At 46.2% G+C, this 12780-nt stretch carries 12 protein-coding genes; 4 read left to right on the plus strand and 8 right to left on the minus strand.

Annotation, left to right across the window (positions count from 1 at the left end; all coding sequences use genetic code 11):
- Positions 1-255: 255 nt before the first annotated feature.
- From glnL to tsaC, 4 genes are all read left to right on the plus strand, one after another.
- The gene (gene glnL / locus ACXAC1_RS04500; protein ID WP_475059270.1) at positions 256-1326 is read left to right on the plus strand and encodes a nitrogen regulation protein NR(II); all 1071 of its coding nucleotides are present in this window, start codon (positions 256-258) and stop codon (positions 1324-1326) included.
- A 9-nt stretch (positions 1327-1335) separates the two neighbouring features.
- Positions 1336-2766 carry a nitrogen regulation protein NR(I) gene (gene ntrC / locus ACXAC1_RS04505; protein WP_475059273.1) on the plus strand — a complete coding sequence of 477 codons (1431 nt, stop codon included), beginning with the start codon at positions 1336-1338 and terminating at the stop codon, positions 2764-2766.
- Between the two features lie 174 nt (positions 2767-2940).
- Entirely contained in the window at positions 2941-3321 is a 381-nt protein-coding gene (locus tag ACXAC1_RS04510) for a DUF3461 family protein (protein ID WP_475059275.1), read from the plus strand.
- 82 nt (positions 3322-3403) lie between these two features.
- Positions 3404-3961 carry an L-threonylcarbamoyladenylate synthase type 1 TsaC gene (gene tsaC / locus ACXAC1_RS04515; RefSeq protein WP_475059278.1) on the plus strand — a complete coding sequence of 186 codons (558 nt, stop codon included), beginning with the start codon at positions 3404-3406 and terminating at the stop codon, positions 3959-3961.
- A 99-nt stretch (positions 3962-4060) separates the two neighbouring features.
- On the opposite strand, the gene ACXAC1_RS04520 is transcribed toward tsaC, so the two are convergent.
- The 8 genes from ACXAC1_RS04520 to ACXAC1_RS04555 form a co-directional block, all read right to left on the minus strand.
- Positions 4061-4774, minus strand: coding sequence for an ABC transporter ATP-binding protein (locus ACXAC1_RS04520; protein WP_475059281.1), 714 nt, complete (start codon positions 4772-4774; stop codon positions 4061-4063).
- Positions 4771-5652: an ABC transporter ATP-binding protein gene (locus ACXAC1_RS04525; RefSeq protein WP_475059285.1), complete on the minus strand. Its 882-nt coding sequence runs from the start codon at positions 5650-5652 to the stop codon at positions 4771-4773. Before ACXAC1_RS04525 ends, ACXAC1_RS04520 begins: the two co-directional genes overlap by 4 nt.
- Entirely contained in the window at positions 5649-6926 is a 1278-nt protein-coding gene (gene livM, locus ACXAC1_RS04530) for a high-affinity branched-chain amino acid ABC transporter permease LivM (protein ID WP_475059287.1), read from the minus strand. Before livM ends, ACXAC1_RS04525 begins: the two co-directional genes overlap by 4 nt.
- Positions 6926-7837 (minus strand): ABC transporter permease subunit, encoded by a 912-nt coding sequence (locus ACXAC1_RS04535; RefSeq protein WP_475059290.1) that lies wholly within the window; start codon positions 7835-7837, stop codon positions 6926-6928. The genes livM and ACXAC1_RS04535 overlap by 1 nt, the downstream gene beginning before the upstream one ends.
- Before the next feature lie 83 nt (positions 7838-7920).
- Positions 7921-9036: a branched-chain amino acid ABC transporter substrate-binding protein gene (locus tag ACXAC1_RS04540; protein ID WP_475059293.1), complete on the minus strand. Its 1116-nt coding sequence runs from the start codon at positions 9034-9036 to the stop codon at positions 7921-7923.
- A gap of 341 nt (positions 9037-9377) precedes the next feature.
- Positions 9378-10325 carry a divergent polysaccharide deacetylase family protein gene (locus ACXAC1_RS04545; protein ID WP_475059296.1) on the minus strand — a complete coding sequence of 316 codons (948 nt, stop codon included), beginning with the start codon at positions 10323-10325 and terminating at the stop codon, positions 9378-9380.
- A complete protein-coding gene (locus ACXAC1_RS04550; RefSeq protein ID WP_475059299.1) occupies positions 10325-11605 on the minus strand; it encodes a S41 family peptidase in 1281 nt (426 codons plus the stop codon). Before ACXAC1_RS04550 ends, ACXAC1_RS04545 begins: the two co-directional genes overlap by 1 nt.
- Before the next feature lie 26 nt (positions 11606-11631).
- Positions 11632-12765: a murein hydrolase activator EnvC family protein gene (locus tag ACXAC1_RS04555; protein WP_475059301.1), complete on the minus strand. Its 1134-nt coding sequence runs from the start codon at positions 12763-12765 to the stop codon at positions 11632-11634.
- Between the last annotated feature and the right edge of the window lie 15 nt (positions 12766-12780).

The following is a 12780-nucleotide window of genomic DNA, read 5'->3' on the forward strand; positions in this document are numbered from 1 at the left end:
TTATACCGAAAGCCCCGACCTATGTTGGGGCTTTTTTTTGCCTTTTTTTAATGCGTCAGCCATATTGCGCACTATTTTAGTGCGCACATGAATGCTAAATTACTTATAAAGCTCAGTAAAATAAGGCTTTCACAAATGCCCAATGTTGGTTCGTATTTTGCAGTGCTTTCTTTATTCACGCGAATGCGGCTCTAAGTGCGTGCCAAGCAACGCACTCAAATGCATCACTCAAAGCGATTTTAAGAGGCTATATCGGTGTACAGTTTACTGATCGACCATTTATCCACAGCGGTTTTACAGCTAAACAGGGAGCTTTGTATTGAGTATCTCAACCCGTCGGCAGAAATGATGCTGGAAGTTAGTCGACGCCGTATCTACGGCCAAGATTTGGCATCGGCTCTGAGCGAAGACGAAGCTAGTCGCAACGCTTTGCTCGCTGCAATTGAGTCTGGCCACGCTTTCACAAAGCGAGAAGCTGAAATCACGTTAACCACAGGAAAAACCTTACTCTGTGACTACAACGTAACACCAGTGATGGGGGCTCTCAATATCACCGATAGTCTGTTGATTGAGTTACACCCACGAGACCGCATGAAGCGCATCTCAAAAGAAGATGAATTAATTGCCAATCACCAAACCAGTAAAGAGTTGGTGCGCGGCTTAGCCCACGAGATCAAAAACCCATTAGGTGGTATTCGTGGTGCGGCGCAACTGATCAGTAAAGTGTTTGATGATGAAGGCTTAAAAGATTACACCCAAGTGATTATCGAGGAATCCGACCGTTTAAGAGATCTCGTCGACCGCTTACTTGGGCCACGTCAATTGCCACAATATAAGCCTTTGAATATTCACCGGGTAATTGAACGTGTTAATCAGCTTATTTCCGTTGAATCGGAAGGTCAGATCAAACTCATACGAGATTACGACCCAAGTATCCCAGATATCGTTGGCGACGAAGCCCAGCTTATCCAGTCAGTCCTAAACGTCATGCGTAATGCAATGCAGGCACTGATATCACAACAAGAGAACTTAGAAAAACAAATAACCGTATCCACTCGCACCCTGCGCCAGTTCACCATCGGCGCCAAACGTCACCGTTTAGTGTGCCGTTTGAGCATTGTTGATAACGGTCCCGGCATCCCGGACAACATAATGAAAACGCTGTTCTATCCAATGGTGAGCGGACGTGCTGATGGCACAGGATTAGGATTATCCATCGCGCAATCTGTTATTCACCAACACAACGGCATCATTGAATGCAACAGCCAACCACAGCACACAGAATTCAACATCCTAATACCGATCGAAAAATCGGTGACGGGCTAGGAGGAGCACATGTCACAGCAAGAAACCGTTTGGATCGTCGATGATGATCGTTCAATTCGTTGGGTATTAGAGAAAACCCTTGAACAAGAAGGCATTCAATGTCGCCTGTTTGAATCCGCTGAAGCCTTAGCCAGTATGATTGGCAAAGAGCAACCCACTGTCATCATCAGCGACATTCGTATGCCAGGTATGGATGGCCTAGCACTATTAAGTCAATTGCAGAAAGATCACCCTTACATTCCAGTGATCATTATGACAGCACACTCGGACCTAGAGAGTGCGGTAGCTTCTTATCAAGGTGGTGCGTTTGAATATTTACCAAAGCCATTTGATGTGGAAGAAGCAGTCAGCTTGATAAAACGTGCGATTTTACATCACAACAAATCCAAGCCTGAGATTCTTAACGAGGAAGAAAGCGAGCCACTTGCACAGACGGAAATTATCGGTGAAGCACCCGCGATGCAGGAAGTCTTTCGCGCCATTGGCCGTCTTGCCAATTCAAACATCACCGTTTTGATCAATGGTGAATCAGGCACCGGTAAAGAGTTGGTTGCGCAAGCCCTACATCGCCATAGCCCAAGAGCGGCTAACCCATTTATTGCTCTTAACATGGCTGCTATTCCCCACGATCTCATCGAGTCAGAATTATTCGGTCACGAAAAAGGCGCTTTTACTGGGGCTAATACCCAGCGTAGAGGACGATTTGAACAAGCTAATGGCGGCACTCTGTTTCTCGATGAAATCGGTGATATGCCAGCGGAAACGCAAACACGATTATTGCGAGTATTAGCCGATGGTGAATTCTATCGCGTTGGTGGCCATACCCCAGTCAAAGTGGATGTACGCATCATTGCAGCGACCCATCAAGACCTAGAAGGGTTGGTAACAAAAGGTTCATTCCGTGAAGACTTATTCCACCGCTTAAACGTTATCCGCATTCACTTGCCTAAGCTGGCTGAGCGTCGTGAAGACATACCTAAACTAGCTCGCCATTTCTTAAGTCGAGCGGCAGAGGAACTTCACGTTGAGCCAAAAATCCTGACCAAAGAAACCGAGAATTACATGAGTCGTCTCGATTGGCCCGGTAACGTACGTCAGCTTGAGAACACGTGTCGCTGGTTAATCGTAATGGCTTCAGGCCGAGAAGTACTGATCGAAGATTTACCCCCTGAGTTGCTCAATGCAACACCATCTGAGCGCCCGTATGGTTCTTGGGAAGACGCATTGAAAAACTGGGTAGACAGTGCATTGGCAAGCGGCCAAAAAGGCATCCTTGAGCAAGCCGTACCTAAGTTCGAACGCATTATGATCGAAACAGCCTTAACTCATACCGCAGGCCGTCGTCGCGATGCTTCGCTTTTACTTGGCTGGGGACGCAACACCCTGACACGTAAAATCAAAGAGCTGGGCATTGATAACTCCGACAGTGACGACGATTGATTTCGCTACTGTTTACTATTAAGCGCTGATTGGCGCTGCCCTCTAAACGACACCCCGCTCTAGCGCATAGAAGGGTGTCGTTTATAGACTTTTCCTATCACTTTTTCTTGCATTTCTGACAACAATACCCTTACATAAAGAGTACTGAAACGGCACTAAAATAAGGATTTACTTATGTACCCAACTCTTGAGTCAATGGGCATTAACAGCTTTGAAAACATCGAAAAGTACACCCTTCGCTACGAAGGTGGCTTTGACGTTCTAAAGATCTACTACCGTCGCGAAAAAGGCTCTTTGCTACCAAAAAGCAAGAAGTTCAAATTCGGTCGTGCTACTCGCACTGTATTGGCAGATGGTGGACAACAGCAATACCGTGAAGTTAGTGAGCCTTCACTAGTTGTTTTGCGTGCGGTAGACGAACTTGGCCGTCTATTAGGCCAAGAGTTTGAAGATAAGCTAACCAAAGAAGACCTAGTTAAAGAACTAGACCATCTTGAGCGCGTTATGACGAGTAAGATCGCTGAAATCAAAGAGAAAATCGAGCAACTTTCGTAAATCTCTCGCAACGGCAGCAACAGCGCTGGCCGTTGACTCAAGTTATCAGTAAACTCCGTGACACGTTTTTACGGAGTTTACCATGCTGATCTCATCTAACCCTGACAAAATTGCAGACATCCTGCGCCAAGGTGGCGTGGTTGCCTACCCAACTGAAGCCGTATGGGGCTTAGGCTGCGACCCATTTAATGAACAAGCCGTCCATAAGATTCTTAATCTAAAATCACGTCCAATTGAAAAGGGGCTGATCCTGATTACAGGCGATGCACAACAGCTGACGCCTTGGCAAGCATGCCTTCCAATCGATGCATACAAGCGCCTGATTTCCAAAACAGATTCCCCCACCTCTTGGGTGGTGCCAGACACGACCATTACACCCGCCTGGGTTCGCGGTGAGCACCAAAGCGTTGCCATTCGCTTAAGTCAGCATGTTCCTGTAATTGAGCTATGCAATGCCTATGATGGTGCCATCGTTTCCACCTCAGCTAACCCTGCAGGCTTAGAGCCAGCTAAAAGCAAAGCAGAGGTACTGGCGTATTTCCAGGATCGTTGTGACGCCATCTTCGATCAGTCTGTAGGCGATGCAGCAAAACCTTCACAGGTGCTGGATATCCTCACGGGGAAGCAGTTTCGCGCATAAAAAAACCGAGACTTGAGCAGACTCGGTTTTTGGTTCCCCTTTATGATATTTTTAGGTGGTCCTTTTCGCTTTGGCTCATCTAGCGTGAGCCTTTAATCATCAGTGGCCGCCCAGATACGCTTCACGTACTTCAGGGTTTACCAGCAACTCTTCACCAGTCCCCGTGAGGCGAATCTCACCATTAACCATCACATAGCCACGGTCTGCAAGCTTCAGGGCATGGTTGGCGTTTTGCTCCACAAGAAAGATCGTCATGCCTGTGCTGGCCACATCTTCCAAGATCTTGAAGATCTGCTTAACAATGATCGGCGCCAATCCCAAGCTCGGCTCGTCCAGCAATAACAGCTTTGGACGACTCATCAACGCACGTGCGATGGCAAGCATTTGTTGCTCACCACCAGACATGGTGGATGCTCGTTGATTACGGCGCTCTTTGAGGCGTGGAAACAGCTCAAACATGCGTTGCATGTCTTCGTCACAATGCTCCATACCAATCGGTATCGTTCCCATCAAAAGGTTTTCTTCTACCGACATACCAGGGAATATTCGACGCCCCTCAGGTGATTGCGCTAAGCCGTTTGACGCCACGTAATGGGCTGACTTTTGTGAGATATCTTCGCCTCGATAAATGATTTGACCGCCTGAGATTCTCGGCTGACCAAAGATCGACATCAACAAGGTAGATTTACCAGCACCGTTGGAGCCGATCATGGTAGCGATCTCACCTTCTTTGACATCTAGACTGACTTTTTTAAGGGCTTGAATCGGTCCGTAGTGAACATCAACATCTTTAAACTCTAATAGGGTTGTCATAGAGTCACCTCTTCACCTTCTTCAGCACCTAAATAAGCCGCGATGACTTTAGGATTTGATTTAATATCATCTGGCCCACCTTTAGCGATCACCTCACCATGGTCCAGTACTACGATGTAATCGGAAATGTTCATGACCATCCCCATATCGTGCTCGATCAACAGCACCGTGGTGTTGTGCTCATCCCTTAACACGCGAATCATGGAAGCCAATGCTTCCGTTTCCGATGGGTTAAGACCTGCAGCAGGCTCGTCCAAGCACACAATTTCAGGGTTCGTACACATCGCACGGGCGATTTCCAAACGACGCTGCTGGCCGTAAGAAAGCTCCCCCGCTAAACGGTTAGCAAACTCAGTCAAATGCACCACTTCCAGCCAATAAAAGGCACGCTGCAAAGCTTCTTCTTCTGACTTTTGAAATGCTTTGGTATTCAGAATACCCGCCATCATGCCGCGGTTAACTCGCATGTGCTGAGCTACCAGTAGGTTTTCAACCACCGACATTTCTTTAAACAAGCGAATGTTTTGGAAAGTACGCGCCAAGCCAGCACGGTTTACTAGGTGTGATCCGCCGAACATCTTATATTTCACACGCTCAAAGAAAGACGTAGGTGATGTGAAATCGCTGCCTTTAAATTTTTCACCCAACACCTTTACAACACTGGTTTGCTTGCCACCAGCATTCAAAAGAATGCTACCACCTGTTGCTTTATAAAAGCCCGTCAGACAGTTAAAAACCGTGGTTTTACCCGCACCATTTGGGCCAATCAGTGCAGAAACTGAGCCTCGTTTGATATCAAAGGTCACGTCATTAAGCGCTTTAATACCACCAAAGTGCATCACCAAGTTTTCAACTTTTAGAATGTTATCTTGGCTCATTTAACCGTCCCCTTTCTCGTCGCAAAACCAGTACGTGTGACACGTACCAAACCGCGAGGCTTCCAAATCATCATCACCACCATCAAGATACCGAACATCAAAACTCGGTAATCGGCGAACTCACGCAGCATTTCTGGTAGAACCGTCAAGACAAAGGCCGCGATCACAACCCCCACTGTCGAGCCCATACCGCCTAATACCACGATCGCCAATATCAAAGCAGATTCGAAGAAAGTGAATGAAGTAGGATTTACAAACCCTTGGAATGTAGCAAAAAAAACACCAGCTAAACCACCCGTTGAGGCACCTAACATAAACGCTGATAATTTCACCAATACATGGTTAAGACCAAGCGAACGACAGGCGATTTCATCTTCACGTAATGCTTCCCAAGCACGACCTATGGGCATACGAGTAAGGCGGTGCTTAATACCTAAAACAGCTAATACTACAAAAAGCAACACTAAATATATGAAAATATATTTGTAAGAAGAATCGTAAGGAATACCGAAGAAATTATGAAAAGTCTCCCCTTCCACTGCTCTCCTTTTAAACTCAAGACCAAAAAAAGTTGGTGCAGGAGCGGAAATACCGCTAGGGCCGTGAGTAAATTCGGTCCAGTTGGTCAGCACCAGTCGGATGATTTCACCAAAGCCTAAGGTTACGATGGCTAAGTAGTCACCATGCATTCGTAGCACAGGGAAACCGAGTATCGCCCCAGAGATGGCCGCCATAATGGCCGCAAGTGGCATCATTGACCAAAAACCAAGTCCAAGGTTTTCATAACCAAGTGCTAAACCGTAAGCGCCGATGGCATAAAAGCCTACGAAGCCCAAATCCAGCAAGCCTGCTAAACCCACCACGATGTTCAAGCCCAAGCCTAGAAGAACATAGATCAAGCCCAAAATTACGATGGTTAGAACATACTTAGACGCGATAAAAGGTGCGAATAAACCAATGAGAATCACCAAAGGAATAATAAAACGCATTTTGCTTTTATAGTCTGGCGCCGTAACCACAACCCCATCATCTTTCGTAGACTGGCGGTATAAAAAGGCTTTACCAAACTCTGTTTGTGAGAACACAGACAAAGCAAAGCGCCCCGTCATGACCACCGCAACAATTGACGCAACATCTCCAGCACGTAAATTGAATTCATAGCCATCCAGCAGTACGCCCACCACTGGGCCGAACACAATCAGTGCTAACAAGCCAGCGATGATGGTGTCTTTCGCCGCCGACGCCATGCTGATTCCATTTGTTTGTTGGCTCATTACACTTTCTCCACTTCAGGTTTACCCAGAAGACCACTTGGACGGAAAATCAAAATAATCACCAAGAGAGAAAAAGAAAATACGTCTTTGTAGTCTGAAGAAATAAGGCCTGCAAAGAGCGCTTCTGATAGCCCTAAGATAACCCCACCAAGCATGGCACCTGGCAAGGAACCAATCCCACCTAGTACCGCAGCAGTAAACGCCTTAATACCGATGATAAAGCCAACATAAAAATCAAAAGCCCCATAATCCAGTGTAACTAATACACCAGCTAGCGCCGCCATAGCCGCTCCAATAACGAAAACAGACGAGATGATTCGATCAGTATTGATACCCAGAATCGAAGCCATTTTACGGTCCTGCTGCGTCGCACGACACATACGCCCCAGCTTCGTCTTTTGAATAATGTAAGTAAGTACACCCATTCCTAAGAAGGCAGCAAACAGGATAAACAATTTCATGTAAGTGATTTGCACGAAACCATCACCCACATCGAAACGAATAGCACCCGTTAATAATGTAGGAACACCTTGCTGGCGAGCCCCCTGTGAGATCTGCACATAGTTTTGCAGGATCAACGACATACCGATAGCAGAAATGAGTACCGAAAGTCGGCTAGAGTTACGAAGCGGTCTATAAGCCACTCGTTCTATTACCCATCCATAGGCGCCGGTTACGACGATAGTGAAAATAAGCGTCCCAAAAATAATGATCGGGAACGATTCCATACCAAAAAATGTAAGTAAAGCGATCGCAATAGCGGTGAGATAACTAGAAACCATGTACACATCACCATGGGCAAAGTTGATCATGCCGATAATGCCGTAAACCATGGTATATCCGATTGCGATGAGTCCGTAAACAGAGCCAAGTGTTAGGCCGTTCACCAACTGCTGAAGAATGATATCCATCGAAGAAAACCTCTAAGGGAGATTGGAGCAGGGAGAGTTAGAGGCGCCCATAAAGCGCCTCTTAAATCAATCGATGGCGATGATTAGTTATCCATCATTGAGTATTTGCCGTTCGCATCCCACTCGTACATGACGTAGTCAGATACCAACAGGTCACCTTTATCATCGAACTGCTTAGTTCCCATTACAGTGTCAACTTTGTTGCTGTGTAGCCATTCAGAGGCAGCAACAGGATCAAGGTCGTTTGCACCCAAAGCAGAAGCCACAACTTGAAGTGCTGTGTAAGAGTACATTACATACCCCTCTGGTTCGATACCTTCTGAACGGAATTTGTCAACCACTTCTTTACCAGCAGGGTATGAGGTTGGATCCGCACCAAATGTCATCAATACGCCATCTACGTAATCTGGAGAGCCAGCTACTGAAACAAATTCTTCCGACACAATACCGTCACCAGAGATAAACTTCGCCGTTAGACCTTGTTCACGCATTTGACGTACTAGTGGGCCCGCTTCAGAGTGTAAACCACCGAAGTAGACTACATCTGCGTCAACTGAGCGAATCTTTGTAACTAAAGCATTAAAGTCTTTTTCGCCTTTAGTCAGTCCTTCGTAGAGTGCCTCCTGAACACCATAATTATTCATGACTACCTTCATAGCATCAGCAAGTCCTTGGCCATAAGTGGTTTTATCATGAATAATAGCTACTGTTTTACTTGGGTAATTTTCAACTATGTAGCTCGCTGCCACATCTCCCTGTTGATCATCACGACCACACACTCGGAAAACATTAGGCAAAGCTCGGTCAGTTAGAGTAGGATTTGTAGAGGCAGGTGTTACCATAAGCACACCTGCATCAGCGTATATATTAGATGCAGGAATAGAGTTATCGGAACAGAAATGGCCCACAACCGCCACCGCTTCATCTGAGTCAACCAGACGGTTTGCAACAGAGATAGCTTGCTTGGGTTCACACGCATCGTCAGCTTTTACAAGCTTAATCATTTCGCCATTGATACCACCTTTCGCATTGATATCCATTGCAGCTTTTTCAGCACCTAGCCATAACTGCTCTCCGAAAGTAGCCGAAGATCCAGTCATCGGACCCGCAACACCAATTACCACATCCGCTTGTGCAACAGCCGCCGCGCTTGCGACAGCTAATGAAATAAGCGTTTTTCTAACAACTGCTTTAGACATGCTATGAACTCCTACTCATTTTGGTTTTATCGTTATTCTAAAAATAGCAAGAAGCGTTCCAGAAACTCACATCCCTATAAATTGCTATAAAAACGCAAGAATCATGGAAATTTATTTTCAATTGTGCACTACTAGTGAACACAAACCATACTCTTTGAATAAAAATCGGTCAATAACAGGGCATGAAAATAAGAATATAAATTGAGTAGAAAGTTACAAAATTCAGATAAAAAATCTAAAAGCGGGCCTTCACATGAAATATTTAACTGACATCAGTACAAAAAATCAGCCAAAGAAGATAAAAGAACTCCTAGGAAGTCTTAATTAGCTCATCAAAACTGCTATTTTAGCAGCTGATTAATGGTCACTAATTGTGCAGAAAGCGGAGCATTTAATCGCTTTTGTAAGTAGTCTGTCGTCTCAGGGTAAGGGTGCCCTATGGCGATGGCACTGCCATGTTCGTGGGCCTTTTTGAGTAGCTTTTGGAATTGTAAATCAATTGCTTTTTGCGTTCGCACATTATCCAAAAAGACGTCACGAGTTACTGTCGGCACGCCTCTCTCGGTAGCTACCACATGGGCCACGCTTTTAGCACTGGTTAAGCTGTCAATAAAGAACAATGAACGCTCAGCCATAACATCCATAACCCACTCCATATGTTGCCTATGTGTGGTGAGCAAGCTTCCCATATGATTATTAGCGCCTGTTACATTGGGCACGCTGTCTAAATCCGCACGCAGCGTTGCCTTAAAGGATTGTTCATCCATTTTGACATACAAGCCACCAGGACCCAGTTTCAGCTCACGCTCATTTTCCATAGGGGCATGTAGAATGGTAACACGCTCCTGCAACCTTGCTTTCTTTGCGGCTTTCTTAGCGTAGGGAGTTTCCGGTAAGATCGCCAACGCGACAGGCAGTGGCAAAGCTAATGACGCGTCCATCCCTCTGCGGTTATAACCCACATCATCGATGACCACCGCGATCTTTGGAGGCTTTGGTAAAGCATCCATTTCTGACATCGCGCTAGGTGAAATGACAGGATCTGCTGTCGTAGACTGCACTACCTCTTCTTTGGAAAGCTTTTTAAATAAAGGCGGCCAAGGGTGCGACGCTTCTGGAGCAGGTAATACAAAAGGAAACATCCCTTTTGTTTGAGTATTAGATGGCACCTGATCTAACTTAGGAAAAGGCAACAAATCCTTCTGCGTCACATCAATCTCGTCTGCTCCGGCCCATGACCACGACGAAAAGCCTAACAAAACACCTAAAACAATACTGCGTTTAAACATTAATGAACCAAAAACTGCTGCGCACTCTGCAATACGGAAAACGCCTGAAATAATTGAAAATCGTTCGTCGCTAACTCGTTTAACTTATTGTCTACATCTGAGCTGGTGCGCTCTTTACCACCCGTACCGTTGCCAAGATGCCCTTTCAATTCAGCCTCTTTGATGAAAAAGCGTCCTTTTTCAACCTCTACTTTAGCCTGCGGGATGACCATATCAGGCATGATACCTTGTGCCTGAATCGAACGACCGTTAGGTGTGTAATAGAGGGCGGTGGTTAACTTGACTGCTGCGCCACTGGTTAGGGGTACGACTGTCTGCACTGAGCCTTTACCGAATGTTTCAGTACCTAAAATCAAGCCACGCTGATGATCTTGAATCGCGCCAGCCAACACCTCAGAAGCTGATGCAGAGCCTTCGTTCACCAACACGACTAGCGGTGCATTTGGGAGCAAGGTTGTGTCGGCACTGGCTTTAAACTCTGTTTTTGAATATTCGTGTCGCCCATCCGTATAGACAATCATCCCCTCGTCAATCAGCGCATCGACCATACCGACCGCGCTCTGCAACACCCCGCCTGGGTTATTGCGCAAATCGATGATTAAACCTTTGATCGTGTGCTCTGCCTGAAGCGACGTCAGCTCTTTCCTAAAGTCTTTGGCAGAGTTACCTAAAAACTGACTCACTCGAATGTAAGCGATGTCGTTGCCAAGCCATTCACTACTTAAACTACTGTCTTCAATTTCCGCACGTTTGATTGAGTATTGTTTGATTTCACCATCGCGATCAATGTCCAGTAAGACTTCCGTGCCCTGCTTGCCGCGCATCAAAGTCACGACTTCTTGCAAGCTGGTGCCCGATACCAACTGATCGTTAATACGTACAATGACATCCCCCGCTTTGATCCCTGCCTTTGCGGCTGGGGAATTATCAATCGGAGAAACCACGGTCAGTTTGCCCTCGACCATCTCAACTTCAATACCGATACCGGCATAGTTGCCTGAGGTTTGTTCATCAAACGCTTCAACCTCTTCTTTGGTCAGGTATTCGGAGTGAGGGTCTAGCGAGGACACCATACCTTTAAGAGCTTTATTGAGGATCGCTTCATCATCCAAGGCTTCGACGTAGCCTGCGCTAATGGTTTCGAAGGTTTCAACAAACGTCTGAATCTGCGCCAATGGGATCGGTGCTGGCTCAGCTTCCATTTCAGGTGCGGCCCAAGCAGAGTTCAGTAATAGTGCTCCAGCCACTCCCATGACTAGGTGACGAGTGAAAGCAACCATGTTCAAATCCTTATTCAATATTGATACTAGCCCTTACGAAGCCAAGACAGTGCTGAAACCGGCTCGCCATTATGACGGATGGCAAAAAACAGTCCGGATACATTTCGACCACCAGAGCTGCCCGCCGTCGCAATGACGTCGTTGGCGTTAACCCACTCTCCAACTTCTTTGAGTAAGCTTTGATTGTAGCCGTATAACGACATGTAGCCGCTGCCGTGATCCAAAATAATCAAGAAACCAAAACCACGCATCCAATCGGAAAATACCACTCGACCATGGTGCACTGCGCGGACATTGTCTCCCGTATTGGCTGCTAACGTGACGCCGCCTAAATTAATCTGTGAATTATCTGGCATACGTTTGATCACGTTAAGAGGCGGAATTAACTTTCCTTTTTGTGAGCCAAATGGGGTTTCTTGGTCAGGAATCTGTATATCTGCCAAGGCTTGCTCTAGTTGTTTTAGCAAGGACTGCATTTGCGCCTGGTCTTGCTGCAAGCGTTTGGCTTTTTGATCCCCAGAATTTAAATCAGTTTCAATTTTCGCCAATATTTTTTCACGTTGGCTTTGTTCTTCGCGTACTCGCGCTTGCTGTTTCTCTAAGTCAGACTGTTCTTGAACCATTTGAGCGCGTTGGCTACGAATGCTTTTCTCGATCAAATTAAGATCATCGACTTCTGAACTAAAGCCGTTAATAAGAGACTGGCGGGCAGTGGAAAAGTAGCGGTTGTAGTGGATTAAGCGCATGGACTCATCGACAGGGAGGTCATCCAGTAGGAAGCGAACGCCTTCGCTGCTACCAGAACGATAAACCGCCCGAAGTTGGGCGGCTATCTGTTGGTATTGCTGTTGAATGCTTTGCTGAAGACTGCGTTGCTGCGTTTGCAAGTTCTGCAGTTGCTGCGCACCTTTTTCTAGGCTTTTTTGTAACTCCAAAATGCGCTTAGACAAGTCATTAATCGTTTTCTCTTTGCTTTCAAGCTGTTGTTCGACACTCGAACGTTCGCTTTTAAGCTCTTTGAGCCAACCATTTAACTTAGCCAGATCTTGCTGTAACGCTTGGATCTGCTGGCGTGCTTCTTCGGGTGTTTTCGGTTCCGCTGCCCAGCTTGCGCTGGACAACATAACCATGAGCATCAACAAACAGGCTTTAAACCCCATGATGATTCCCTTTGA

The organism is Marinomonas sp. AWM4_232 (genome assembly GCF_056158325.1).

What these genes read in the sequence shown, in the direction of transcription:
- livM (WP_475059287.1), bottom strand. Translation starts at nt 6,926, where the DNA reads ATGAGCCAACAAACAAATGGAATCAGCATGGCGTCGGCGGCGAAAGAC.
- ACXAC1_RS04545 (WP_475059296.1), bottom strand. Translation starts at nt 10,325, where the DNA reads ATGTTTAAACGCAGTATTGTTTTAGGTGTTTTGTTAGGCTTTTCGTCG.
- ACXAC1_RS04555 (WP_475059301.1), bottom strand. Translation starts at nt 12,765, where the DNA reads ATGGGGTTTAAAGCCTGTTTGTTGATGCTCATGGTTATGTTGTCCAGC.
- ACXAC1_RS04535 (WP_475059290.1), bottom strand. Translation starts at nt 7,837, where the DNA reads ATGGATATCATTCTTCAGCAGTTGGTGAACGGCCTAACACTTGGCTCT.
- ACXAC1_RS04550 (WP_475059299.1), bottom strand. Translation starts at nt 11,605, where the DNA reads ATGGTTGCTTTCACTCGTCACCTAGTCATGGGAGTGGCTGGAGCACTA.
- ACXAC1_RS04525 (WP_475059285.1), bottom strand. Translation starts at nt 5,652, where the DNA reads ATGAGCCAAGATAACATTCTAAAAGTTGAAAACTTGGTGATGCACTTT.
- ACXAC1_RS04540 (WP_475059293.1), bottom strand. Translation starts at nt 9,036, where the DNA reads ATGTCTAAAGCAGTTGTTAGAAAAACGCTTATTTCATTAGCTGTCGCA.
- ACXAC1_RS04510 (WP_475059275.1), top strand. Translation starts at nt 2,941, where the DNA reads ATGTACCCAACTCTTGAGTCAATGGGCATTAACAGCTTTGAAAACATC.
- ACXAC1_RS04520 (WP_475059281.1), bottom strand. Translation starts at nt 4,774, where the DNA reads ATGACAACCCTATTAGAGTTTAAAGATGTTGATGTTCACTACGGACCG.
- tsaC (WP_475059278.1), top strand. Translation starts at nt 3,404, where the DNA reads ATGCTGATCTCATCTAACCCTGACAAAATTGCAGACATCCTGCGCCAA.
- ntrC (WP_475059273.1), top strand. Translation starts at nt 1,336, where the DNA reads ATGTCACAGCAAGAAACCGTTTGGATCGTCGATGATGATCGTTCAATT.